The organism is Halorubrum sp. F4 (assembly GCF_027257195.1).
Classification (GTDB): Archaea; Halobacteriota; Halobacteria; order Halobacteriales; family Haloferacaceae; genus Halorubrum.
This window is the reverse complement of record NZ_JAPDFS010000003.1, coordinates 175,280-199,041: the sequence shown is the minus strand read 5'-3', so window position 1 is coordinate 199,041 and position 23,762 is coordinate 175,280. Positions and strand designations below refer to the sequence as shown.

Here is a 23,762-nt window from a genome sequence, read left to right as displayed (position 1 = left end):
GGTCAGTCCTCCGCCGACAGCGGCTCCGGCTCGGCGCGTCGACCCGTCGCCTCGGCGTCGGTCGGCTCGCTCGTTCCGATCCTAGTCGTCGCCTCGGGCGGTTCCTCGCCCCGATAGATGACGCCCTTCGACTCCTCGGTGAGGTCTGCCGCCGGTCCGTCGAAGACGAGCTCGCCGTCGTGGAGTCCTAAGATTCGATCGGCGTATCGCTCGGCCAGGTCGACCTCGTGGATGTTGATCACCACCGGAACGTTTCGGTCGACGGCGATGTCGGTCAACAGCTCCATCACGTCCCGCGACGTCTCGGGGTCCAGACTCGAGGTCGGCTCGTCGGCGAGGACGATCTTCGGCTCCTGGACGACCGCGCGGGCGATGCCGACCCGCTGGCGCTGGCCGCCGGAGAGCTCGTCGACCCGCTTGTTCTCCATGTCGTCGAGGCCGACCAGCTCCAGCAGTTCGTAGGCGCGCTCCACGTCCTCGGGCGGGAAGTCTCGTCGCAGCGCGGCCCAGTTCGAGACGTAGCCGAGCCGGCCCGAGAGGACGTTCTCCATCACGGTGAGCCGCTCGACGAGGTTGTACTCTTGGAACACCATGCCGACGTCCCGCCGGGCGTTCCGGAGCTCGTCCTCGCCGAGCCCCGTCAGTTCGCGGTCGTCGAGGCGGACGCGCCCCGTCGTCGGCTCGACCAGCCGGTTGATACACCTGACGAACGTGCTCTTTCCCGCCCCGCTCGGCCCGATCATCGCGACGACCTCGCGGCCGCCGATCCTGACCGAGACGTCGCGGAGCGCCTCGTCGCCGGTCGGGTACGTCTTCCCGAGGTTCTCCGTTTCGAGCATCGGTTACAGGTTCCCGCTCTCGTACTCGACGCCGTTGTACCGCTGGATGACCAGGATGTCGTGGAACACCCTTTCGAAGTCGATCGGGATGTATTCGGCTTCACCGGTGTTCTCCGCGTAGTCGGTCCCCGTCCAGTCGGTCCCGATGGTCGCCTCCTTGATCCCCTCCACGATGTCCGGATGGAGGTCGTAGCGGTGGACGAGCGGACCCGGCGGGAACGGGTTGCTGCCCCAGACCACCTTGAAATCGTCGTAGCTCATGTCGTCGGTCGACTCGATGAGGTCCTCCAGACACGTGCTACAGATCGGGCCGGCGTCGTAGTCGCCGACGGCGATTCCGCGCCCGGTCTGATCGTGGCCGCCCGAGAAGTTGACCTCGTAGTCCTCATCGGGCGTCACGTCGAAGTACTGGTCGAACAGCGCCGACGGCGCCTGGTGCCCGGAGTTCGATGCCGGCTCGGAGTGCGCGACGCTGACGTCGTCGCGCGCGAAGTCCTCGACCGATCGGATGTCGTCCTCGTCGGCGCGGGTGATCGCCAGCAGCCGGTAGCCGAACTGACCCGAGGGACTGATCGGATCCGCGAACGGCACCACGCCGCCGAGGTTGACCCCGAACGCCGACGTCCCGGTCGAGATGTCGCCCAGGTGTCCGCGCCCCGCCCGGAACGACTCGACGGTCGCCGCGTTCGAGTCGACGGGTTGCCACTCGACCGACCGGCCGGTCGTTTCCTCGAGCCGGTCTAAAAGCGGCTGGATGTTCTCCTCGAACTGCGCCTCTCCGGACTCGCCGGGCTTGTCAACGTAGATGAGCGGATCGGGGTCGACCCACTCGCTCTCGTCGTCGGGGAGCTCCTGCGGCGGCTCGCCGTGGGCTATCTCGCCGATGTCCCGGTTCTGCATGTTCTCCAGGTCCGTCTTGCTTCCCTGGAAGTAGTCGTTCTCCGCGACGGCCGTCAGCAGGTAGTTGTTCTCCTCCCAGTTCGGGTCCGAGTATTCGAACGTCGAGTCGTCCGCAAGCATCGGATCGTCCGGCTCGCCGCCGCTGCCGCCGTCTCCGTTTCCGCTGCCGTCGTCGCCGCTCCCGTCGAGACCTGCGCCGGCCTCCTCGCTCCCGTCACCGCTCTCGCCGCTCCCGCCGGAACAGCCCGCCAGTCCGGCCATCCCGATCGCCCCGCCGGTCAGGATGAATTTGCGTCTCGAGTGCGTCTCCATCGGTCCACCGGTGTCGTTCACCATTACGGGCGAAACTGCCGTTCTCCGGCGTAAGAAGGCTTCTATGAGGGGTACGGTCGTCTCCGATCGGTCCGGATGGATCCCGAGCGATCGGGATCGGCTTCGGGCACTCCCGAGCGATCCGTTCCGTGTCGAGCGCTATATATCGCTCCGGAGCCGCCGCGTTCAGCGCCGCTCGTCCGCCTCAGCCCCGTCGCGACGGGCCGCGTCGACGGCCGACGACCGACCGTCCGCAACGACCGAAGCTCCCCCGGCGACCTCGGAATCGGCGGGATCGGTCGAGGGTGTGGTTTCGGTGTCGAACGCGCCCGAGACGGTCACGTCGCGTTTCGGGTACGGGATCTCGATGCCGGCCTCTCCGAGGGCCTTGTACAGCGCGCGGTTGAGCTCGTGTTGTGCGCGGCGGCGGCGCGTCGGCCCGTTCACCCAACAGAGGATCTCGTACTGGAGCGCCGAGTCGCCGAACGAACGGAGCCGGGCTCGAGGCTTCGGCGAGTCGAGGACCAGCGACTCGGCGAGCGCGACCTCGATCGCGAGCTCCTCGAAGGCGTCGACGTCGGTGCCGTACGCGACGCCGATCGGGATCCGGACTCGGCGGCGACGCCCCGGAGCGGACTCGTTCGTCACCTTCGACGCGTTGAGCACGGCGTTCGGAACGGTGACCATCACCTCGTCGCGGGTGAGAAGCGTCGTCGAGCGCACGCCGACCTTGATCACGGACCCCGCCGTGCCGTCGTCGAGGACGACGTAGTCGCCGATCTTGTAGGTGTCGTCGAAGTAGAGCGCGATCCCGCCGAAGAAGTTCGCGACCGTGTCCTTCGCGGCGAAGCCGACCGCGATGCCGGCGACGCCGGCCGCGCCGAGAAGCGGCGTGATCTCGATGCCCCACAGCCACAGCAGCGTCCCGGCGCCCCCGACGAGGACCGCGAGCGTCCAGACGTTCGAGAAGACGGGCGCGAAGTCGAATCGGCTTCCCTCGGCGTTGACGGCGGCGACGAGTCGGTTCACGACCGTGTTGGCGGCGTACGCCCAGACGAGAACGATGACCGACAGCGCCGGCCGCCCGAAGGCGTCGTCGAGCAGCTGCGGGTCCGCGAGGACCGACGACCGCACCGCCGGGATCTGCGTGAGTACGTACACCCCGACGAGCGCGGCGGTGACGACGAGCGGCGCCCGCAGCGAGGCGATGACGATGTCGTCGTAGGCGGTGTCCGTGTTCGAGACGTACCGGCGGGCGAGCCGGAGGACGACGAACTCCATTCCCACCGCGGCGACGACGGAGATCAACAGGACCGCGGCCGTCGCCTCGGCGGCGGTGAGGCCCTCGAACAGCACGGCGAGCGACGGTACCATGAGGTCCTCACGCCGCTGTGCGGGATAACCGTTGCTGCCGGAACCCGCGTCGTACGCTCACTCGAACCGCTTCCGGACGCTCTCCGCGTGCGCCTCCAACCCCTCCGCCTCCGCGAGCGTCGTGATCGTCTCCGAGAGGTCGGCGAGGGCGTCGCGGTCGAGCCGCTGGACCGTCGACGACCGGAGGAACGTGTCGACCGAGAGCCCGCCGTACCGTTTCGCGCCGCCGTTGGTCGGTAGCACGTGGTTCGGGCCGGCCGCGTAGTCGCCCGCGGCGACCGGCGAGTGCGCTCCGAGGAAGACGGAGCCCGCGTTCGAGATCCGGTCGAGCAGCGCCTCGTCGTCGTCGGCCATGATCGAGAGGTGTTCGGCGGCGTACTCCTCGGTGAAGAGCACGGCCTCCGACATCGAGCGGGCGTGGAGGACGCCCGAGGCGTCGCTCTCGAGAGCCGACCGGATCGTCTCCGCGCGCTCGCGCTCCTCGACGCCCGCCTCGACCGCTTTCGCGACCGCGGCCGCGAGGTCGGCGTCGTCCGTCACGGCGACCACGGAGGCGTTCGGGTCGTGTTCGGCCTGCGCGAGCAGTTCGGCTGCGACGTACTCGGGATCGGCGGTCCCGTCCGCGAGCACCAGTACCTCGCTCGGGCCCGCGAGGAAGTCGATCTCGACGTCGCCCTGGACGATCGCCTTCGCCGCGGTCACCCACTTGTTTCCGGGCCCGACGACCTTCTCCACGGTCGTCACCGTCTCCGTCCCGTACGCGAGCGCCGCGATCGCCTGTGCGCCGCCGACCTGGTACACCGCGTCGGCGCCCGCCTCGTGGATCGCCGCGAGCGTGACGGGGTTCGGGTCGTCCGCGGGCGGGGTCGCGACGGAGACGTGGTCGACGCCCGCCACGACCGCGGGGATCACGCCCATCAGCGCGCTGGAGGGGTACGCCGCCGCGCCGCCGGGGACGTACACGCCCGCCCGGTCGATCGGCCGGAAGCGGCGGCCAAGCTCGCGCCCCTCGAACGACTCCCGCCAGTCCTCCGGTCGCTGGCGCTCGTGGAACGCCCGGACGTTGTCCGCGGCCTCACGGACCGCCTCGAGCACCGGGTCGTCGGCGTCCTCGAGTTCGGCGTGCGCGCGGGCGGCCTCGTCGGTGATGTCGAGGTTGCCGACCGCCACGCCGTCGAACTCCTCGGCAAACTCGCGGACGGCAACGTCCCCTTCCCTGCGCACCCGATCGACGATCCCCTCGACGTCCCCGCGGACCGCCTCGATCCCCGCGTCGCGCTCGAAGAGGGCGCGCCGCTCCGCGGGCGAGAGGTCGGCGACGGCTCGTACGTTCATATCCTCGCTCCGGGACGACGGGAAAAGGGCGTTCCGGCTCGCGGCGGTCCATCCTCTCGATCCGCCGGCGTCCATCCTCTCGATCCGCCGCCCTACTCGGTGAGCGGGAGGAGGATCCCGAACACGAACGGCGAGAGCAGCGCGATCGCGGTTCCGAGGAACTCGAGATCGACCAGGAGCGTCTCCTCCCAGCCGGGAACCTGCGCCCCCGTCATGTGGATGGTCAACTCGCCGAGCGCCCCGATCAGGAACAGGGTGAGCCCGAACAGGAAGCTCCGTTTGGTGATCGTCGGGTAGTCCAGATCGCCGTACCGTCCAGTCATGGATCCTCGTCGTGGCGAGAGTCGCATAAGGATTTCTCCCCGACGGCGCCGGTCGAACGGATCCGCCAAGCGGATCGGCGGCTCGCTCCACCGGACGGGAACGACCTTGAGGACGGCTCACTCCACCGGACGGATCCCGGCCACGTCGAGCGTCGCGATCACCACGAGGCCGACGAGGAGCGTGACGGCGGCGAAAAGCAGCGGCGCGGAGAGCACGACGGCGACCTCGTAGGGCGCGAGCAGTCGCGTCGTCCCGCGGACGACGAAGGCGGCGATCCCGAGTCCGAACGCGAGGACGGCGAGCCGCACGAATCGTGCCCGATGCATCGACTCAGTCGGTCCGGACGGCCGTGTGATCGTGGCGGCCGTGACCGTGGCGACCGCGGTCGCGGTCGAAGCCGTGAGTCATCTCGTAGAAGACGGCCTCCGGGTCGGGATTCCACTGCCACTTCCAGCGGGTCCGGACGAGAAGCGAGAGCTTCCGGACGAACGAGAGTTCCGGCGTCGTCGAGACGGTGTCGTACCCGAGCTTCCTGATGAGCCGGTGATGGTCGGCGTACAACACCGCCGCCAGCAACACCGCGAGCTGGCAGTCCTGCGGGAGGTACTTGATCCCGGCGACGCCCTCCTCGTAGAGCCGCTCGGTCCGGACGAGTTCCTCGCGGATCGCGGCCTCCACGCCGTCGTCGAACTCCAACTCCAGGATCTGCTCCTCGCTCACTCCGTGTCGCCGAAGCGTCTCGAGCGGGAGGTAGACCCGGTCGCGTTCGATGGCGTCCTCGCGAACGTCCCGCAGGAAGTTGGTCATCTGAAACGCCTCGCCGAGCCTGGTGGCGTGCGGTAGTGCCGCCGCTTCCGCCTCCCGATCGAGGTCCATGATCGCGGTCATCATCCGCCCGACCGCGGACGCCGAGCCGTCCATGTACGTCTCCAGGTCGGCGTACGTCTCGTATCGGTCGGCGTCGATATCGCTCTCCATCGCGTCGATGAAGGCGTTCACGTCGGCGTCCGCGATGCCGCGTTCGGCCCGGACCGTCGAGAACGCCTCGAGGACCGGGTCGTCGGTCGACTCCTCGCCGAGGGCGGCCCGACGAAGTCGCTCGAGTTCCGCGCGCTGCTCGGCGGGCGGGGCGGTCTCCTCGGCGTCGACGATCTCGTCGGCGACCCGGAAGAACCCGTACAACACGTAGGTCGGGTGACGGATGTCCTCGGGAAGCAGGCGGGTGGCGACGTGGAACGTCTTTCCGGTGCGACGCTGGATCCGTTTGCCCCGGGCGACCTGGCGTTTCTCTACCATGTCGCCCCCGGTGACTCGCCGCGGAGGGTCGAGAGCGGGTCGCCCATCATGTACACCTATGGATCGGTCCGCAGAAGTATAACAGTTCCCACGAATATCGAGCACCGTCTCCGGGGTCGAACTCCGGCACCGGGACCGTCGCGATCCTACTTTTGCGTGCGGTACGACCCTACTCCTCCGTGCGGTACACGTCCTCGAGTTCCTCCTCGACGTGTGCGTGTTCTCCCGCCGGGAACTCGCCGGTCTCGACGGCGTCCCTGTACTCCTCGATCGCCCGGGTCATCTCGCCGCGAACGTCGCCGAACTGCCGGGAGAAGGGCGGCGACCACTCGCCGAGCCCGATCACGTCGTCGATCACGAGGACCTGTCCGTCGCAGTCGGGGCCCGCGCCGATCCCGATCGTCGGGGTCTCGAGGGCGTCGGTGACGGCGGCCGCGAGGTTGGACGGGACGTGTTCCAACACCAACGCGAACGCGCCCGCCTCCTCGTGGGCGCGGGCGAGGTCGAGGATCTCCGCCGCGGCCTCCTCGTCGGTGCCCTGCCGGGTGTACCCGCCGAGCCGGTTGACGTGTTGTGGCGTGAGCCCGAGGTGGGCCATCACCGGAATTCCCACCTCCGTCATCCGCCGCGTGGTCTCGACGGTGTGTGGACCGCTCTCGATCTTCACCGCGTCCGCGTCGGCCTCCTTGAGGAGTTCGCCGGCGTTTCGGACCGACTCGGCCTCCTCGACGCCGAACGAGAGGAACGGCATGTCGGCGACGACGAGCGCGTCCTCGACCGAGCGCGCGACGGCGGCGGTCCGTGAGCGCACGTCCGCCATCGTCACCGGGAGCGTCGAGTCGTAGCCCAGGGCGGTGTTGCCCATGCTGTCGCCGACGAGGACGACGTCGATCCCGGCCCGATCGACGACCGCCGCGGTCTGGGCGTCGTAGGCGGTGAGCATCGTGATCGGCTCCTCGCGGTCCCGGAGTCCCCGCGTCGTGGTCATCGATCGACGGTCGTCCCCCGTCCGATTAAAACCGACGGGATCCCGGGTGGGAGACGTCGATCGCTCCCGGAGACGGAACCGTGGACCGCCATCGATATGTCCGTTCGTCCCGGTAGCTCACCCGTGCAACCCGTCGAGCAGGTCGAAGTCGAGGGCGTCGACTACGGCTGGGTGATGCAGACGACGTTCGTCGTCACGATCCTCGTCGGCGCCCCGGTCGTCGCCGTCCTCTCCACGTTCGTCACGCTGGAGTCGTGGGGGGCCCGCGCCGCGTTCGCGGTCCGCGTCGGCGCGCCGATCTGGTTTCTCACCGCGGTCGCGGTCGCGGTCTACGCGAGGCGTACCGAGGCCGGCGACGGCTACTCGAGTTCGGACGACGAGGAGTGAGGGATCCGCGCTCCCTTCGTGGTCCGCTCTCTCAACGGCTTCGTTGCGATCCGATTTTTAGAGCATATCTGGGTGAAACAGCCGTTCTATCGCACTTGCTTACGTATCGTTTTGGAAGGCTCCTACTATCCTAACACCGACGAGACCGTAGAGGAGTCCGATAAGACCAAGATAGAACCCTATGTGAAAGGCCCATGTCTCGCCCATCATATCCGTGTCTAATAGCGTAAATCCCCCATACAGTACGAGTAAGATTGAGAACAATTCAAGGAGAAGTGCTTTTTGGACGGACATCTGCCTGTGTTTGTTCTTTTTATCATCAATAGATCTACGATGTCTGACTCACCTGTATTGACCGCGACCGGATCGGAATATATCACTTACTAATAAATTCATCAGATCTCCGGAGTGTACTTGACATAATTTATCACTAAATCATCAACTTGATCGTCGCTTCTATACTACATACACAGTACTAAGTATAAGGATAACAACCATAATTGTGAGTAATGGATGATCGTATCTCGGTCACGAGACGTTCACTTCTAGTTAGTTCTGCCGCACTAACTACAGCACTTGCCGGATGTTCCGGTAACGAAAGCGCAGAACCGTCTGACAACTCTGATGAGGAGGAAACATCAGGGGAGGAGGAATCGTCTGACCCCTCCGAACAAGAAGAGGAAGAAACGTCGGATGATTCTACCCCATCGCTGTCTGAGTTTGAGTACCCAGAAGGAGCGACACAGGACGGAATCGCCGGAGAACAGCTCTATGCTACTCACGAATCCACACTCACTGGTGCCGGTTCGTTAACACTCACTCGTGATCGAACTGATGTCTTCGATGGAAACGAGTTCTCTGAGACAAGTTCGAACAAGTTCGATTCGAACAGTATCTACAGAGAAGTTGAGCAATCCGATGGTACTGAGTACATCTGGGCACCTGAAAGCGAATCAGTGTCGTACGTTCAGGTTGAATCTGGGTTCGATCAAACCTATCGGATCGATAATCAGCAACCAGACACGAATGAGGTGACCGGCCTCCGTCAATTCAGACAGTATCTCACTGCGACGGAGTGGGGAGGGGCTGAGGAGATCGTTGAAACAGCGAATGGCTTCGCTGCAACGTACACGTCCACCGGTGTGCGTAATCCGGAGCGGATCAATTTCGGCGGAGAAATAGACGAATACGAAGCCTCCATCGCCGTCACAGACTCAGGATTTGTGACCGACCTAAGTTTTGATCTAACGGTCACGTTTGATGGGACCACGCAAGGACGACGCCTCACCGCAACTGTTGAGAACGTTGGTGAGACAACAGTGTCGGAACCTGATTGGGGTGATACAGCACGCGAGGATGGGTTTCAATTCGACATCAGCCTGATTGAGGGAGGGTCAGCATTCGAAATGGAACTCGTAAATGGTGGCGAGGTGCCATCCGATACGCGAATCAGACTGCGATCTGATCAAGGTGACGGAGGACAACGAGTCCCATCGGCGCTTTCCGTTGGTGACCAACTGTATCTTGGGCTGTCGGATACAAACGAATTGTTGATTGATACAGAACAAGTCCCCGACGGGGTGACCCAACTGAACGGTCGAACCACTGTTCGTCTGCGGTTATCGTCTCGCCTCCTCTTCGAACACGTCGAACGGCTCTAAGCACTCGAAATCTTCTTCTTTGTGATACCGTGAGTGTCAAGTCTCTCAGCAAACGCCGATGGGTGCGGCCTCTGTATTGACCGATTCGTGGGATCCCTGAACTGACCGATTCGTGAGACCTCCGTATTGATCGGCACGACCTACTCGTCGAGCGCGTCGGCGACGGAGACGAACGGGACGCCCGCGCGGTCGGCCGTGACCGCGTCGCTCTCGGAGTCGCCGACGAAGACGGCCCGGTCCGGTTCGCTTCCGAGCGCGTCGACCGCCGCCAGCAACGACTCCGGCTCGGGCTTGTGCGTCTCGACGGTATCGCGGCCGACCACGGCGTCGATCGCCTCCCCGAGTCCGTGGGTCTCGAGGGCGATCCGACAGGCGTCCTCGCAGTTGAGCGAACAGACCGCCGCGGGGCGGTCGTCGCCGGCGGCGAGCCGTTGGCCGAGCGGCAACAGCACTGACTCGCTCGCGCCGGTCCGCTCGTGTCCGGCGATCGTCTCCTCGACGGCGGTCTCGACGCCGTAGTCGGCGGCGGCGTCGAGCAGCGACCAGAGGTCGCCCGTCGGCGCGATCAGCGCGCGTTCGGCGTACGCGGCGACGACGTCGTCGGCGACGGCGTCCCAGTCGACCGCGAGTTCGAGGAGGGTGCCGTCGAGGTCGTACACGATCGCGTCGGCCGCGTCGAGGGCGGTGGTCATCGTGTGTCGAAGGTTCCCCGAGCGATGACTTCCTTTTGGATCTCCGTCGTCCCCTCGTAGATCTCCGTGACCTTCGCGTCGCGGTAGAACCGCTCGACGTCGAACTCGGTCGTGTACCCGTAGCCGCCGTGGATCTGGATCGCCTCGTTCGCGGTCGACATCGCGGCCTCGCTCGCCCGGAACTTCGCCTGCGCGGCGGCGACACGGGCGTCCTCCCCCGCGTCCACCTTCCGGGCCGCCTCGCGAACGAGCAGCCGCGAGGCGGCGACGTCCGTCGACATCTCCGCCACCTTGTGGCGGATCGTTCCGACCTCGGAGAGCGGCTCGCCGAACTGCTCCCGCTCGCTCGCGTACGCCGTCGCCGCCTCGAGGGCGGCCCGCGCGACCCCCACGGCCTGTGCCGCGATGCCGATCCGGCCGCCCGTCAGGGTCTCGAGCGCGGCCGAGAGCCCCCGTCCCTCCTCGGTCAGTCGGTTCGCCGCCGGGATCCGGCAGCCGTCGAAGGCGATCGGCGTCGTGTCGGAGGCGCGCAGGCCGAGTTTCTCCTCCTTCGGACCGACCGCGACTCCCTCCGCGTCCATGGGAACGAGGAACTGGGTGATCGAGTCGGCGTCGTCGGGATCGACCTTCGCGAAGACGACGGCGACGCCAGCCCGCGAGCCGTTGGTGATCCACTGCTTCTCGCCGTCGATGACGTACTCGTCCGCGTCCGGGTCGTACTCGGCGGTCGTCGACATCGCCGCCGGGTTCGACCCTGCGTGCGGCTCGGAGAGACAGAACGCCCCGACCGGGCGACCCTCGGCCATCTCGGGGAGCCACCGCTCCCGGTGGGACTCCGCCGCGAACTCGGCGAGACAGGACGTCACGAGACAGTGGACGGAGAGGGCGGTCGCGACCGCGAGCGAGCCGTGTGCCAGCTCCTCGTTGACGACCGCGTACGTCGTCGCGTCCGCGTCGAACCCGCCGTACGCCTCGGGGACGGTGAGCCCGGTCAGCCCGAGCTCGACGAGCCCGTCCCACACGTCCTCGGGGAACGACCCCGTCGCGTCGGCCTCCCGGGCGACGGGGCGGACCTCCTCGCGTGCGAACTCCCGGACGAGGTCGCGGACCGCCGCCTGTTCCTCGGTCAGCGCCGACCCGACGCGCGCGCCAGTCATGTCCCGAGGTTCGATCCCGTCCGGCAAAAGTGCGCGGGCGGACGGGCGCGGCGGCAGAGGGGGCGGGACCCTCTACTCACTCCCAGAGGCGGTACAGCTCGTCGCGCGGCGGCTCGCGGATCGCCTCGCCGTCGAGCCGGAGCGTGCCGGCCGGCTCCGCGTCCGAACCCGTTTCCGGTTCGCGGACCGTTCCGATCTCGGCGGCATCGATCCCGGCCGCCTCGAGCGCCTCGAGCGCCCCGTCGACTCGCTCGGGCGGGACCGCCGCGAGCAGCGCGCCAGAGCCGAACGCGCCGAGCGGGTCGATCCCGAGCGCGTCACAACAGGCCCGGGTCTCGGGCCGGACCGGAACCCGTTCACGGTCCACCTCCACGACGATCCCGCCGGCCGCGGCGAGCTCGACGAGCGCGCCGGCGACCCCGCCCTCGGTCGGGTCGTGGGCCGCGGTCGCGAACTCCCGAACCGCGGCGGCGTCGGGGACGACGCTCACGTCCGCGAGGAACCCCGCGGCCGACTCGAGCGTCGCGTCGTCGACGCCCGCGGCCGCACACTCGTCCCGGAAGTCGGTCGCGAGGATCGCGGTCGCCTCGATGCCCGCACCCTTCGTGAGCAGCAGCCGGTCGCCGGGCGTCGCCCCGCCGGTCGGGAGGAAGCGGTCCGTCGTCCCGAGCGCCGTCATCGAGAGCAGCGGGCGGTCCAGCGCGGGCACCGTCTCGGTGTGGCCCCCGACGACCGCCGTGCCGAGGTCCGTCGCCGTCTCGTCGACCTGGGTCGCGATCGTCCGCAGGCGTTCGGGATCGGCGTCGGGGACGAGGACGGTGTTCGTCAGCCACCGCGGGTCCGCGCCGCTCGCGGCGACGTCGTTGCAGGCGACGTGGACCGCGAGCCGTCCGACCGCCTCGGTCGCGAGCGACAGCGGGTCCGTGGCGACGACGAGCGTCCGGTCGCCGAGGTCGATCGCGGCCGCGTCCTCGCCGTGGGCGGGCCCGGTCGAGACCGCCGGGTCCGTCGCGCCCGTCGCAGCGAGGAGTTCCGTGAGCGCGTCCGGCGGGACCTTCCCCGTCATCGATCCCGGAGCCAGGCGACGACCTCGTCGGGGTCAGCGTCGAGTCCGCCGCCCTGCGCGAACGTCGGCCCGCCGCCCCCGCCGCCGCCGAACTCGTCGGTGGCCGCCTCGACGACCGCGCCGGCGTCCGCGTCCGCGTCGGGCGCGGCGGCGGCGACGACGAACGGCGCGCTCCCGCTCCCGACCGCCGCGAGCGCGTCGACGGCGGGGTCCGACTCGAGCAGCGCCGTCGCGGGCTCACGGAGGTCGTTCGGGTCGGCGTCCGCGAGCGACCCGATCGCCCAGGCCACCCCGTCGACTTCGATCGTCGGGAACTCGGCGAGCCGGGCGCGGAGCAGGTCGGATCGCGCGTCACGGAGCGCGGAATCGAGTCGGTCAACTTCCCCGCGGAGCCGCCGGACCTCCTCGGGGAGGTCGTCGACGTTGGTGTCGGCGGCCGCGGCCGACTCCAGCGCGGCCGCGTGTATCGCGGCCCCCCGGTCGACGGCGGTCGGGCCGACCGCGAACTCGACGCGGGTCACCCCCTCGCCGGGGTTCGAGCGATCGAGCGCCGTGATCTGACCGATCTCGGCCGTGTTCTCCACGTGAGTTCCCCCGCAGGCGGCCACGTCCCAGTCCTCGACGGTGACGACGCGGACCGACTCGCCGCCGCTCATCGCGCCCTCCTCGGTCTTGGTGTTGAACGCGATCCCGTCGCGGTCGCGCGCCTCCGCCTCGGGGAGCACCTCCCAGGAGACCGATCGGGAGTCCCACACCGCCCGGTTCGAGAGCCGCTCGAGCTCGACGAGGTCCGCGTCGTCGAGCGGTTCGGCGGTCGTGAGATCGACGCGAACCTTCTCGGGGGAAATGTCGAAGCCGGCGTAGCCGAGGTCCTCGCAGGTCCGGCGAGCCGCGCCGTAGAGGACGTGTGAGGCGGTGTGTGCGCGGGCACAATAGGTCCGGAAGTCGTCGTCGACGACGCCCGTCACGGTGTCTCCCGGCTCCACGTCGCCCGCCGTTCCGGCGGCGGGGTCCTCCGCGAGAATGTGGACGACCTCGCCGTCGCGCTCGAACACGTCGTCGACGAGGACGCCCCCGAGGGTCCCGCGATCGGCCGGCTGGCCGCCCGACTCGGCGTAGAAGTACGTCTCCGCCAGCACGACCTCCCGGCCGTCGATCCGTTCGACCGTCGACTCGAACTCGCGGACCGCCGGCTCCGCCGGCGCGCGTGATGCCGTCATGGAGGGGACCTCGTCGCGGTCAGGTAAATAGGTGATCGGTGGCGACCGCTCACGACGCCGCGAGCAGCTTCAGCTTGAGCTCCCGCTCGTCGACCTCGTATTTGAACGCCGGGGTGCCGTCGACGAACACGTACGGGACGCGCTCGCCGTACTCGTCGGCGAGCTTGGGGTCCTCGTCGACGTCGACGAGCTCGAGGTCGATATCGACCGCCAGCTCCGACGCGACCCGTTCGATCGTCTCGCGGGCGACGACACACGGTGAGCAGTCCTCGCGGGTGTAGATAGTGACCGGGACCGGACCGGACTTCTCGACGTCGCTCATGGTCGGACGGTGGGTCGCGACGGTTCAGAGGGTTTCGGTCCCGTTCGCTCGATCGCTCACTCGCCGTCGACGTCCACCAGAAACTCGACGTCGCCGGCGATGACCGCGCTGGCGACGACCGCGCCCCCGACCAGGAGCGCGACGACCAGCGTGATCAGCGTGACTCGAATCGGGTCCCCGCCGATCGCGACGCCGACGAACGCGCCGACGGAGCCGCCGACCCCGCCCGCAAGCACCGCGAGCGTGTTGGCTTCGCCCATGCCGTGGGATCGTCCGATACGGCTTATAAGCGTTCGTGCCGGATTCTCCCGGCTGATAACGTGAAACGGCTGACGTGTCTCGGCGGAGCCTCCTCGACCTCGCTCGGCCTCGTCCGACGTCGTCAGCGCGGGTACCGTCGGTCGAGATCGAGCGCGTCGCCCTCGTCCGCGTCGTCGCTCTCCTCCGAGTCACCTTCGCCCGTCCCGTCGTCGACGCTTCCGACCGTCCCGTCATCGGTGTCGCCGCCGGGACTCACGCTACCCGTTCGGTAGCCCGCCATGTCGAGGGTGACGTACTCGAAGCCCACGTCGGTGAGGTGCTCGTGGACCGCGTCGGCGAAGGCGGGATCGAGCGCGCGCTCCAGCTCGTCGGGGGCGATCTCCACCCGCGCGAGCCCGTCGTGGTCGCGCACACGGAACCCCTCGAACCCCCACTCGCGGAGGATAGTCTCGGCCCGTTCGACCCGCGAGAGCCGCGCTTCCGTCACCTCGAGTCCGGTCGGGATCCGCGAGGAGAGACACGCCATCGACGGCTTGTCCGCGACCGACAGACCGTACGCCTCGGCTATCTCACGGACCTCCGGCTTCGTGATCCCGGCGTCGAGGAGCGGCGAGGACACGTCGAGCTCCTCGACCGCGCGCAGGCCGGGTCGGTGGCCCTCCCCTGGATCGTCGGCGTTCGTCCCGTCGCAGACGGTCCCGATCCCGAGCTCGCGGGCCCGGTCGTACATCCGGCCGAGCCGCATCGTTCGGCAGTGATAACACCGGTCGCCGTCGTTGGCGACGAAGTTCGGGTCGTCGAGCTCCGAGAAGGTCACCGTGTCGTGGCGGATCCCGATCTCCCCGGCGACCCGTTTCGCGTCGTCGAGTTCGGCCGCCGGCAGGGTCTCGCTGCGGGCGGTACACGCGACCGCGTCCTCGCCGAGGGCGTCGTGTGCGAGCGCCGCCACCACCGAGGAGTCGACGCCGCCCGAGAAGGCGACGAGAACCCCGTCACGGGCCGCGAGATCCTCGCGAGCGGCTCGCGCCTTCTCCGCCGTTTCGGGGTCCAGTCGGTCGGTTCCCGTCGCGATGGGGTCGTCGATCCCGACCGCGGGAGCGTCCTGGTCCATGGCCGCGCTTCGTCGTCGTCGGGAAAAAGGTCGTCGGCGTCGGCCGGGGGCGACCGCGGCTCCACCGTGACGATCTCCATCGGGACGTCCTTCATCGGGATGGTCTCCATCCTGATGCCCTCGGACCGCCGACACCCGCATCCTTTTGCGGGTTGCCGCGATATGAGGGGTGAATGGAGTTGGAGGCGATCCCCGGCGTGGGAGAGAAGACCGCGCGGGCGCTCCGCGAGCTCGAGGACCCCGCCGTGACCGTCGAGTCCGGCGACGTGGCGGCGATCGCCCGCGCGCCGGGGGTGAACGAGGCGCGGGCGGCCCGCGTCGCCCGCGGCGCGATCCGCCGTCGCCACGACGACGCGAGCCGCGTGCTGGCGACCGACCGGGCCCGGGAGGTGTACCGCGACGCCCTCGGCCTGCTGAAGGAGCGCACGGTGACCGACTACGCCGAGAAGCGTCTCGAGACGTTCTACCCGAGCGCGTCCGCCTCGCGGATCGCGGAGGCGCAGGCGTTCGCCGCCGCGGCGACGGAGCGCGATCCCGACCCGGCGGTCCTGGACGCGCTCGCCGGCGTCGAGCCGCTCGCGGACCCGCCGACCGTCAGGGTTCGCGACCGCTGTCTGGCGACCGCCGACGCCGAGGTGTACGCCCGCGCCGAGGCCCGCGTGCCCGAGCTGTCGGTCGAGACCGTGGAGGACACTCGGGACGTCGCGGAACTCGCGCGGTCGTACGCGAGCGTGATCGTCCTCGACGAGACGTTCGCGGGGATGGACGTCGATGGCGACGTCCACGTGCGGCCGGACGCGCTCTCGACGCCCGCCGAGACGGTGCCGGAGCGCCTGCTCGCCTTCTTCGCCGAGAACCGCGACCGGCTGGAGGCGGCCGCGGCGGTCCACGAGACGGTGGGTGCGGCCGACCGGACGGGAGACGCCGACGGCGACGCCGCCCCCGAGCCCGCGGCCGACCTCGACGCGCTCCGGGACGCCCTCTCGCGGCTCGACGACGACGGGACGATCGTCGGCGACGCGGAACTCGAGCGGCTGACCGCCGCCGTCGACGACCTCGACGCGGCGGTGTCGACCGCGGAGTCCGTCGCCGACGACCACCTCCGCGAGGCGATCCGCGAGCGCGACGTCACCATCGAGGGAACCGACTTCCTCTCGCTCGTCGAGCAGGGCGCCCGCGTCGATTCGCTTCTCGACCGCGAGCTCGCGGACGAGTACGACACCGCGATGGGGCGCGCCCGCGAACACCTCGTCGACGCGCTCGAGCTCACATCCGAGGAGGTCGACCTCGCCGAGCGCGTCTTCGACGACGACCCCTCGTTTCCGGTCGAACGCGACGAGTCGGCCGTCTCGCGGCTGCGGACCGAGCTGGCCGCCGGACGGGACCGGCGGGCTGCCCGGCTGAAAGCCGATCTCGCGGCGGACCTGGGCGAGCTCCGCGAGCCCGTCGAGGCGCTCGTGCGGGACGCCCTGGAGCTCGACGTGGAGCTCGCGATCGCCCGGTTCGCCCGCGACTTCGACTGCGTCATTCCCGAAGTCCGCGATCCGGACGGGAGGGACGAAGGCGACGCCGGCGGCGAGGGCGACGGGGGCGTGGGCGGCGCGGACGACGGAAGCTCCAGCGGCTTCCGGATCGAGGGCGGCCGCTCGCCCCTTCTCGACGTGGACTTCGCCGACGTCGAACCGGTCGATTACGCGGTCGACGGGGTTCGACTGCTCTCTGGCGTGAACTCCGGCGGGAAGACCTCGACGCTCGATCTGGTCGCGCTCGTGGTCGTCCTCGCACAGATGGGGATGCCCGTCCCGGCCGAGGACGTGGAACTCGACCGCTTCGAGGAGGTCCACTACTACGCCAAATCACAGGGTACCCTCGACGCGGGGGCGTTCGAGGCGACGCTGCGGGACTTCGGCGACCTCGTCGAGGGCGCGGACGGGCGGCTCGTGTTGGTCGACGAGCTGGAGTCGATCACGGAGCCGGGCGCGTCCGCGAAGATCATCGCGGGCATCCTGGAGGCGCTCTCCGAGCAGGACGCGGTCGCCGTCTTCGTCTCGCATCTGGCCCGCGAGATCCGCGAGGCCGCCGACTACGACGTCGCCGTCGACGGGATCGAGGCGGTCGGGCTCGTCGACGGCGAGCTCCGCGTGAACCGCTCGCCGCGGGAGGGGCACCTCGCGCGGTCGACGCCGGAGCTCATCGTCGAGAAGCTGGCCGACGACCGGGGCGGCGAGTTCTACGAGGACCTGCTGGTGAAGTTCTGAGATCGGGAGGAAACGCCGTTCTCAGCGTCGTTAGCTGCCGTTCTCCGCCTCACTCGTCGCCGTCGAGCTCCGCGTCGACGGTGATCTCGACGTCGAGCGGCGCGGGGAGCCGCGACACCTCGACGCAGGTCCGGGCGGGATACGGCTCGGAGAGGTACGCTCGATACGCCTCGTTCACCTCGTCGTAGTCGTCCATGTCGGTGAGGTAGACGGTGGACCGGAAGATCGCGTCCGCGTCCGTGCCGGCCGCCTCCAGGATCCGCTCGACGTTCGCGAGCGTCTGTGTGGTCTGTTCGCCGACCGACTCGGGAGCCTCGTCGGTCTCGGGGTCGACGCCGGTCTTCCCCGAGACGTGGACCGTGCCGTCCGAGACGATCGCCTGCGAGTACGGGCCCAGCGCGTCCGGAACGTCGTCGCTCGTGATCTCTCTCATCGTCGATAGCGACGGCGGGCCGGCATATCAAGCTGCGGGTCGGTGGAGGACGTGGGGATCGACCCGGCCGGGCCGTGAGCCGGCCGAGCCGCGACGCCGACCTGCGTTTGAACGACCGAATCAGTCGTCGTCGGCCGCCTTCGCGGGCTTCCGCCGGTCGCTTCGGGGACCCTCGATGTCGACGGCGGGGAGGAGGTCGCGCAGGTACCGACCCGTGTGGGAGTCGTCGTCGCGGGCGACCGCCTCCGGCGTCCCGCTGGCGACGAGCTCGCCGCCGCCCTCGCCGCCCTCGGGGCCGAGGTCGATCACGCGGTCGGCGTTCTTCACGAGGTCCAGCTCGTGTTCGATGACGACCACCGTGTTGCCGGCGTCGACGAGGCGGTGGAGCACCTCGATCAGCTTGCGCTCGTCCTCCTTGTGGAGCCCGGTCGTCGGCTCGTCGAGCAGGTAGAGGGTGTCGCCCGTGGCCTTCTTGCCCAGCTCCTCGGCGAGTTTGACGCGCTGGGCCTCGCCGCCGGAGAGCGTGGTGGAGGGCTGGCCGAGCTCCATGTAGCCGAGCCCGACGTCCTTCAACAGCTTCAGGCGACGCTTCAGTCCTCCGTGGCTCTCGAAGAAGTCGTACGCCTCCGCGACGCTCATCCCGAGCACGTCGGCGATCGTCACGCCCTTGTACGTCACCTCCAGCGTCTCGTCGTTGTAGCGCGCGCCGCCACACTGCTCGCAGGGGACGTGGACGTCCGAGAGGAAGTTCATCTCGATCTTCACGGTGCCCTGTCCGCCGCACTCCTCACAGCGACCGCCCTTCACGTTGAAGGAGAACCGGCCCTTCTCGTAGCCCCGGCGCTTCGCGAGCTTGGTCTCCGCGAACAGCTCGCGGACGTGATCGAACACGTCGGTATACGTCGCGGGATTCGACCGGGGCGTCCGACCGATCGGCGACTGGTCGATGAGCCGCACGGTCTCGATCCCCTCCATCCCCTCGATCGCGTCGTGCTCGCCGGGGTCGACGCTCGTGTTGTCGTTCATCTCGCGGGCGAGCCCCTTGTAGAGGACGTCGTTGACGAGCGTCGATTTCCCGGAGCCGGAGACGCCGGTGACGGTCGTGAGGGTGCCGAGTTCGATCGACACGTCGAGGTCCTTGAGGTTGTGCTGGCGTGCGCCCCTCACGGCGAGCTCGCCCTCGGGGTCGCGCCGCTCCTCGGGCACCGGGATCGACTTCCGGCCCGCGAGGTAGTCCGCGGTGACGGAGTCGTCGGCCGCGACGATGTCGTCGAAGTCGCCCTGTGCGACCACCTCGCCGCCGCGCTTTCCGGGACCCGGGCCCATGTCGACGATCTCGTCGGCCCGCCGCATCGTCTCCTCGTCGTGTTCGACGACGATCAGGGTGTTCCCCAGGTCGCGAAGCCCCTCGAGCGTGTTCAACAGTCGGTCGTTGTCGCGCTGGTGGAGCCCGATGGAGGGTTCGTCGAGCACGTACAGCACCCCGACGAGCCCGGAGCCGACCTGCGTCGCCAGCCGGATGCGCTGGCTCTCGCCGCCGGAGAGGGTCGAGGCCTCCCGGTCGAGCGTGATGTACTCCAACCCGACCTCCTCCATGAAGCCGAGTCGGGCACGGATCTCCTTGAGGATCTCCGTGGCGATCTTCGTGTCGCGCTCGCCGAGGTCGTCCTCCATCCCCTCGAAGTGCTCGCGCGCCTCGGCGATCGACAGCCGGTTGACCTCGGTGATCGGCGCGCCGGCGACGCGGACGTGTCGCGACTGCTCCTTGAGCCGCGTCCCCTCGCACTCCGGACAGGTCGTCACGGCCATGTACTCCTCGATGTGGTCGCGGGCGCGCTCGGAGTCGGTCTCGACGTGGCGACGCTCCAGGTTCGGAATGACGCCCTCGAAGCGCTCGGTCTTCTCCCTGGTGCCGTTCTTCGTGGTCCACTCGAAGTGGACGACGTCGTCGGTGCCGTAGAGGAACTGGCGTCGGATCGACTCGTCGAGCTCCTCGAACGGCGTCTCGAGGTCGACGTCGAAGTGATCGGCGACGTTGTCGATCTGTCTGGAGTAGTACGTCCGGTTGTAGCTCCACGGCTCGAAGACGTGTTTCAGGGGTTTTCCGGGATCGACGACGACGAGCTCCTCGTCGACCTCCTTCGTCGACCCGATCCCCTCGCACTCGGGACACGCGCCGTACGGGCTGTTGAAGGAGAACGAGCGCGTCTCGATCGCCGAGAACTGGAAGTCGGAGTTCGGGTTCCCCAACTCCTCGGAGAACTCGACGACGAGCCGGTCGTCGCCCTCCGAATCCGCCGCCAGCGACCCGGTCGATCGGGCGTTCGAGGCGAACGGCGTGTCCGCGGGCGGGTCCGGAACGATGAGCTTGAGCGCGCCGCCGGCCTCCTCTAAGGCGGTCTCGACGGAGTCCGTGATCCGCGAGCGGGCGTCGGAGCTCACCTTCACGCGGTCGACGATCACGTCGATCGTGTGGTCGTAGTTCTGGTCGAGATCCGGGTCGTCGAGCGTCAGGTCCATCGGCTCGCCGTCGACCTCGACGCGGGCGTACCCCTCCGACACCAGGTCCTCGAAGAGGTCCTCGAAGGCCCCCTTCTGGTCGCGAACGACCGGCGCGGCGACCTTCGCGCGGGTGCCCTCCGGCAACTCGAGGATCTGGTTCACCATGTCCTGGGCGGACTGCTCGCCGACCTCCTCGCCGGTGATCGGGTCGTGTTGGACGCCGACCCGGGCGTACAGGAGCCGGAGGTAGTCGTGGAGTTCCGTGACCGTACCCACCGTCGACCGGGGGTTGTTGGCGGCGTTCTTCTGGTCGATTGAGATCGCGGGCGAGAGTCCCTCGACCGACTCGACCTGCGGTTTGTCCATCTGTCCGAGGAAGTTGCGGGCGTACGCCGACAGTGACTCGATGTACCGGCGCTGCCCCTCGGCGTAGATCGTGTCGAACGCGAGCGACGACTTGCCCGACCCCGAGAGGCCGGTGACGACCGTGAACTCCTCGCGCGGGATCCGGACGTCGAGGTCCTTGAGATTGTGCTCCTCCGCGCCGCGGACCTCGATGTAGTCCTTGCTCATTCTGCTTGACGCGTAACGCCCGCGCGCGGGAATACCCGTCGGTTTCGGTGATCGGAGGCGTCATCCCGATCTCGGCGAGCGGGAGCGGGAGCGTCACCGCGGCGGCGTCGATCCGGGGAACGTCACCGCCCGACGATCTCGGCGGGCGGCGAGAGGTTCCGTCGGCCGCCGAGCGTGACGAGGAACAGGACGCCGAGTCCGACGCCGTACGCGAGCATGAGCGGGATCGTCACGAGGAACATCGTGATCACGTCCGCGGGGGTGAACACCGCCGCGAACAGCATGATCCCGACGGTGACCTCCCGCCAGCGCCCGCGGAAGCCGTCGTAAGGGACGCCGGCGTTGTTCAGAAGCACCATCGCGACCGGGATGTCCGCGAGGAAGCCGATCCCGATGGTGGTGAAGATCACGAGCCACATGAAGTCGCTCACCTGGTAGGTGATGATCATGTTCGCGTTCGCGGCGTCGGTGACGAGCCAGCCGATGATCCAGGGGGCGATGTACGCGTACCCGAGCGCGAAGCCGCCGATCAGCCCGCCGAAGAGCGCGCCCGTCCAGAGGTACACCTGCCGGAGCCGTCCCGCGACGAACCCGCGATCGCGAAGCGCCGGCCACGCCGAGTACAGGAGGACGGGGAACACCGCGATCCCGCCGAGCAGGAGCGAGAACTTCACCATGAAGATCAACGCCTCGACGGGGTGGAGCGTGATGATGTTGATCCCGCCGCCGACCTCCGCCGGAACCCGCCGTTGGAGGTCCGCTCTCACCGCCGCCAGCCCGCCGAGGTACAGCCAGGTGAACGCCGCGCCCATCACGCCGCCGAACACCACGAGGAGGATGAACGACTTCGAGCGGACCGAGTCGAAGATGAACTTGAGGTCGGTGTAGTAGCCGCCGATGTCCTCCTCGGCCTCGTCGTCGCCGGTGAGCTCGGAGAGGAACGTCGAGGAGGCACGCGAGGTGCGGTCGCCGACCGACCCGGCGAGCCCGCCGGCCGCGGCGCCGCCTCCCGCGCCGGCCGACCCGTCGTCTCCCGTCCCCGCGGCGTCGCCGTCCTCGCCGCCGTCGTCGGCGTCCGCCGTCACCTCGTCGAAGCGGTCGAGGATCGCCTGTGCCTTCTCGGGGTCGTCGTCGTCGATCGCCGCCTGCGCCCGCGCGAGCGACTCCTCCTCGGACATCTCGAGGAACGGCTCCTCGGGGGCGGCGCGGACCCCGGCGGCGTCGAGGTCGTCGAGGTCGATGGCGGTCGGATCGCCGTACTGGTATCCCGCGCTAGTGGTGTCGAGGTCGGTGTAGACCGCCCACAGCGTCGCGACGGCCGCGAACCCGAGCGCCCACGCCGCGGCGTAGAGCGCGGCGGCGGTCACCGGATCGAGCCCGAGCCCTTCCCCGGGAACGAGAAAGCGCCAGTCGCTACCGACCGCACGGAGGAGGCCGTTGGCCGCGGTTCGGCCGCCGTACTCGTAGAAGGCGTACACGAGGCCGCCGCCGAGGACGGCCGCGCCGCCGACGACGTTCCAGTGGTTCCGGATCGCCCCGAGCACGCGGATCCGGTCGGAGCTCCGCTTCGCGGTGACGACCAGCTTCGCGAGATAGAGGCTGAAGCCGTACAGCGCGACGAGCGGAAACGCCCACATCAGCTGGGTGAAGGGATCCGGCGGCGAGAACACCGCGCCGAAGACGAAGATGGCGACGACGGCGTAGCGCCACTTGTCGCGGAACGTCTCGTACTGGACGACCTCGGCGTACGAGAGCCCGGTGATGAGAAGCGGCATCTGGCCGGCGAGCCCGAAGGACAGCGAGAGGAAGACGATGAACTCGGTCCACATCACGATGCCGTAGGTCGGCTGGATGCCCGCTTCGAGCCCGAACCCGGCCAGAAACGAGAACATGATCGGGAAGAAGGCGTAGACGCCGTAGGCGACGCCGACGGCGAAGAGGACGAACCCGAGCAGGCCGATCGTCGCGAGCTTCCAGCGGGGAACGGGCGACTGCGGCCACATCCCGCGTGCGCGCAGTTCGTCGCGGGCGAAGTAGATCAACGCGGGCAGACAGACGATCGCGCCGACGACGAGGCCGATCTTCGCCTGGAGGAGGATGACCTCGAAGGGCGTGGTCGCGATGACGTCGGCCTCGGCGGCGACGTCGGGGGACATGTTCGCCAGCGTCATCGAGAAGAGGTAGTCCCACACGTGTACGCGGAGTGCCCAGAACGTGCCGACGAAGCCGATCAGGAAGACGACGAACACCTTCTGGAGGTCCTTCTGGATGGATCGAAGGAACGCCCGGGCCGACTCGCGGCCGGCCGCGAGCGACTGTTGGGTGTCCTCGTCGAGGGCACTCGCCATACGGCGGCAGAGGACCGTCGTCGTTATCAACCTTTTCGACCGCGCCCGCGGAACGCCCCGTCCCGGCGACGCCATCCGAAAAGGCCTATAATCACCCGGTTGCGTACCTAAGATGAATGGAGGACGACGACCGGCCGAGCGACGAGCCGTCGGACCCCGAAGACCCGTCGCCGTCGGTCGAATCGAACGAGTCGACCACGCTCGACGAGGAGGTCGGCGGGGGGGACGTCGAATCGGAAGGGAAGGACGCCGAGGAGGTCGGTGAGACCGAGGGGGTTGGTGACACCGACGGCGACGACACCGCCGACACCGACGGTAGCGAAGATGTCGACGGCGACGACACCGACGGTAGCGAAGATGTCGACGGCGACGACACCGACACTGACGACGCCGATACCGCCGG

Annotated in this window: 20 protein-coding genes and 2 pseudogenes; 4 read left to right on the top strand and 18 right to left on the bottom strand. The window is 68.6% G+C overall.

Features of this window, described 5'->3' with window-relative positions:
• Nucleotides 1-2 precede the first annotated feature (2 nt).
• From phnC to panB, 8 genes are all read right to left on the bottom strand, one after another.
• The gene (phnC, locus tag OKW78_RS09325; protein WP_281194913.1) at nt 3-839 is read right to left on the bottom strand and encodes a phosphonate ABC transporter ATP-binding protein; all 837 of its coding nucleotides are present in this window, start codon (nt 837-839) and stop codon (nt 3-5) included.
• A gap of 3 nt (nt 840-842) precedes the next feature.
• Nucleotides 843-2,075 (bottom strand): phosphate/phosphite/phosphonate ABC transporter substrate-binding protein, encoded by a 1,233-nt coding sequence (phnD, locus tag OKW78_RS09320; RefSeq protein WP_281194912.1) that lies wholly within the window; start codon nt 2,073-2,075, stop codon nt 843-845.
• Nucleotides 2,076-2,237: 162 nt separating this feature from the next.
• Nucleotides 2,238-3,425, bottom strand: coding sequence for a mechanosensitive ion channel family protein (locus OKW78_RS09315; RefSeq protein WP_281194911.1), 1,188 nt, complete (start codon nt 3,423-3,425; stop codon nt 2,238-2,240).
• Nucleotides 3,426-3,482: 57 nt separating this feature from the next.
• The gene (gene hisD / locus OKW78_RS09310; protein ID WP_281194910.1) at nt 3,483-4,760 is read right to left on the bottom strand and encodes a histidinol dehydrogenase; all 1,278 of its coding nucleotides are present in this window, start codon (nt 4,758-4,760) and stop codon (nt 3,483-3,485) included.
• 92 nt (nt 4,761-4,852) lie between these two features.
• Entirely contained in the window at nt 4,853-5,083 is a 231-nt protein-coding gene (locus OKW78_RS09305; RefSeq protein WP_281194909.1) for a hypothetical protein, read from the bottom strand.
• A gap of 117 nt (nt 5,084-5,200) precedes the next feature.
• Nucleotides 5,201-5,410, bottom strand: a complete 210-nt coding sequence (locus OKW78_RS09300; RefSeq protein ID WP_281194908.1) for a hypothetical protein — start codon at nt 5,408-5,410, stop codon at nt 5,201-5,203.
• A gap of 4 nt (nt 5,411-5,414) precedes the next feature.
• Nucleotides 5,415-6,380 carry a phytoene/squalene synthase family protein gene (locus OKW78_RS09295; RefSeq protein WP_281194907.1) on the bottom strand — a complete coding sequence of 322 codons (966 nt, stop codon included), beginning with the start codon at nt 6,378-6,380 and terminating at the stop codon, nt 5,415-5,417.
• A gap of 169 nt (nt 6,381-6,549) precedes the next feature.
• Nucleotides 6,550-7,368 carry a 3-methyl-2-oxobutanoate hydroxymethyltransferase gene (gene panB, locus OKW78_RS09290; protein ID WP_281194906.1) on the bottom strand — a complete coding sequence of 273 codons (819 nt, stop codon included), beginning with the start codon at nt 7,366-7,368 and terminating at the stop codon, nt 6,550-6,552.
• Between the two features lie 123 nt (nt 7,369-7,491).
• Between panB and OKW78_RS09285 the strand changes: the two are divergent.
• Together OKW78_RS09285 and OKW78_RS09280 are read left to right on the top strand one after the other, a co-directional pair.
• Nucleotides 7,492-7,749 (top strand): annotated as a pseudogene (locus OKW78_RS09285) (DUF5822 domain-containing protein); the annotation flags it as partial.
• 515 nt (nt 7,750-8,264) lie between these two features.
• On the top strand, nt 8,265-9,416 hold the full coding sequence (locus OKW78_RS09280) for a hypothetical protein (protein WP_281194905.1): 1,152 nt from the start codon (nt 8,265-8,267) through the stop codon (nt 9,414-9,416).
• 140 nt (nt 9,417-9,556) lie between these two features.
• Here the strand turns inward: OKW78_RS09280 and OKW78_RS09275 are convergent, their stop codons facing one another.
• The 7 genes from OKW78_RS09275 to larE all read right to left on the bottom strand — a co-directional run bounded on the left by OKW78_RS09275 (nt 9,557) and on the right by larE (nt 15,245).
• Nucleotides 9,557-10,108, bottom strand: coding sequence for an HAD family hydrolase (locus OKW78_RS09275; protein ID WP_281194904.1), 552 nt, complete (start codon nt 10,106-10,108; stop codon nt 9,557-9,559).
• Entirely contained in the window at nt 10,105-11,265 is a 1,161-nt protein-coding gene (locus OKW78_RS09270) for an acyl-CoA dehydrogenase family protein (RefSeq protein WP_281194903.1), read from the bottom strand. The genes OKW78_RS09275 and OKW78_RS09270 overlap by 4 nt, the downstream gene beginning before the upstream one ends.
• Before the next feature lie 76 nt (nt 11,266-11,341).
• Entirely contained in the window at nt 11,342-12,331 is a 990-nt protein-coding gene (locus OKW78_RS09265; RefSeq protein WP_281194902.1) for an AIR synthase family protein, read from the bottom strand.
• Nucleotides 12,328-13,551: a DHHA1 domain-containing protein gene (locus tag OKW78_RS09260; RefSeq protein WP_281194901.1), complete on the bottom strand. Its 1,224-nt coding sequence runs from the start codon at nt 13,549-13,551 to the stop codon at nt 12,328-12,330. Before OKW78_RS09260 ends, OKW78_RS09265 begins: the two co-directional genes overlap by 4 nt.
• A gap of 49 nt (nt 13,552-13,600) precedes the next feature.
• A complete protein-coding gene (locus OKW78_RS09255; RefSeq protein ID WP_281194899.1) occupies nt 13,601-13,873 on the bottom strand; it encodes a glutaredoxin family protein in 273 nt (90 codons plus the stop codon).
• 56 nt (nt 13,874-13,929) lie between these two features.
• Nucleotides 13,930-14,133, bottom strand: a complete 204-nt coding sequence (locus OKW78_RS09250) for a hypothetical protein (protein ID WP_281194898.1) — start codon at nt 14,131-14,133, stop codon at nt 13,930-13,932.
• 122 nt (nt 14,134-14,255) lie between these two features.
• Complete coding sequence (gene larE, locus OKW78_RS09245; protein ID WP_281194897.1) at nt 14,256-15,245, bottom strand: ATP-dependent sacrificial sulfur transferase LarE; 990 nt, start codon at nt 15,243-15,245, stop codon at nt 14,256-14,258.
• A 173-nt stretch (nt 15,246-15,418) separates the two neighbouring features.
• On the opposite strand from larE, the gene OKW78_RS09240 reads away from it, so the two are divergent.
• Nucleotides 15,419-17,503: a helix-hairpin-helix domain-containing protein gene (locus OKW78_RS09240; protein WP_281194896.1), complete on the top strand. Its 2,085-nt coding sequence runs from the start codon at nt 15,419-15,421 to the stop codon at nt 17,501-17,503.
• 49 nt (nt 17,504-17,552) lie between these two features.
• Here OKW78_RS09240 and OKW78_RS09235 read toward each other — a convergent pair whose 3' ends face one another.
• The 3 genes from OKW78_RS09235 to OKW78_RS09225 all read right to left on the bottom strand — a co-directional run bounded on the left by OKW78_RS09235 (nt 17,553) and on the right by OKW78_RS09225 (nt 23,359).
• On the bottom strand, nt 17,553-17,936 hold the full coding sequence (locus OKW78_RS09235; protein WP_281194895.1) for a RidA family protein: 384 nt from the start codon (nt 17,934-17,936) through the stop codon (nt 17,553-17,555).
• 120 nt (nt 17,937-18,056) lie between these two features.
• Entirely contained in the window at nt 18,057-21,011 is a 2,955-nt protein-coding gene (gene uvrA, locus OKW78_RS09230; RefSeq protein WP_281194894.1) for an excinuclease ABC subunit UvrA, read from the bottom strand.
• Nucleotides 21,012-21,133: 122 nt separating this feature from the next.
• On the bottom strand, nt 21,134-23,359 hold the full coding sequence (locus OKW78_RS09225; protein WP_281194893.1) for a twin-arginine translocase subunit TatC: 2,226 nt from the start codon (nt 23,357-23,359) through the stop codon (nt 21,134-21,136).
• A gap of 116 nt (nt 23,360-23,475) precedes the next feature.
• Here OKW78_RS09225 and OKW78_RS09220 point away from each other — a divergent pair.
• A pseudogene (locus OKW78_RS09220) lies at nt 23,476-23,762 on the top strand (hypothetical protein); the annotation flags it as partial.

Coding starts and splice junctions, on each gene's coding strand:
- phnC (WP_281194913.1), bottom strand. CDS start 839: ATGCTCGAAACGGAGAACCTCGGGAAGACGTACCCGACCGGCGACGAG.
- phnD (WP_281194912.1), bottom strand. CDS start 2,075: ATGGTGAACGACACCGGTGGACCGATGGAGACGCACTCGAGACGCAAA.
- OKW78_RS09315 (WP_281194911.1), bottom strand. CDS start 3,425: ATGGTACCGTCGCTCGCCGTGCTGTTCGAGGGCCTCACCGCCGCCGAG.
- hisD (WP_281194910.1), bottom strand. CDS start 4,760: ATGAACGTACGAGCCGTCGCCGACCTCTCGCCCGCGGAGCGGCGCGCC.
- OKW78_RS09305 (WP_281194909.1), bottom strand. CDS start 5,083: ATGACTGGACGGTACGGCGATCTGGACTACCCGACGATCACCAAACGG.
- OKW78_RS09300 (WP_281194908.1), bottom strand. CDS start 5,410: ATGCATCGGGCACGATTCGTGCGGCTCGCCGTCCTCGCGTTCGGACTC.
- OKW78_RS09295 (WP_281194907.1), bottom strand. CDS start 6,380: ATGGTAGAGAAACGCCAGGTCGCCCGGGGCAAACGGATCCAGCGTCGC.
- panB (WP_281194906.1), bottom strand. CDS start 7,368: ATGACCACGACGCGGGGACTCCGGGACCGCGAGGAGCCGATCACGATG.
- OKW78_RS09280 (WP_281194905.1), top strand. CDS start 8,265: ATGGATGATCGTATCTCGGTCACGAGACGTTCACTTCTAGTTAGTTCT.
- OKW78_RS09275 (WP_281194904.1), bottom strand. CDS start 10,108: ATGACCACCGCCCTCGACGCGGCCGACGCGATCGTGTACGACCTCGAC.
- OKW78_RS09270 (WP_281194903.1), bottom strand. CDS start 11,265: ATGACTGGCGCGCGCGTCGGGTCGGCGCTGACCGAGGAACAGGCGGCG.
- OKW78_RS09265 (WP_281194902.1), bottom strand. CDS start 12,331: ATGACGGGGAAGGTCCCGCCGGACGCGCTCACGGAACTCCTCGCTGCG.
- OKW78_RS09260 (WP_281194901.1), bottom strand. CDS start 13,551: ATGACGGCATCACGCGCGCCGGCGGAGCCGGCGGTCCGCGAGTTCGAG.
- OKW78_RS09255 (WP_281194899.1), bottom strand. CDS start 13,873: ATGAGCGACGTCGAGAAGTCCGGTCCGGTCCCGGTCACTATCTACACC.
- OKW78_RS09250 (WP_281194898.1), bottom strand. CDS start 14,133: ATGGGCGAAGCCAACACGCTCGCGGTGCTTGCGGGCGGGGTCGGCGGC.
- larE (WP_281194897.1), bottom strand. CDS start 15,245: ATGGACCAGGACGCTCCCGCGGTCGGGATCGACGACCCCATCGCGACG.
- OKW78_RS09240 (WP_281194896.1), top strand. CDS start 15,419: ATGGAGTTGGAGGCGATCCCCGGCGTGGGAGAGAAGACCGCGCGGGCG.
- OKW78_RS09235 (WP_281194895.1), bottom strand. CDS start 17,936: ATGAGAGAGATCACGAGCGACGACGTTCCGGACGCGCTGGGCCCGTAC.
- uvrA (WP_281194894.1), bottom strand. CDS start 21,011: ATGAGCAAGGACTACATCGAGGTCCGCGGCGCGGAGGAGCACAATCTC.
- OKW78_RS09225 (WP_281194893.1), bottom strand. CDS start 23,359: ATGGCGAGTGCCCTCGACGAGGACACCCAACAGTCGCTCGCGGCCGGC.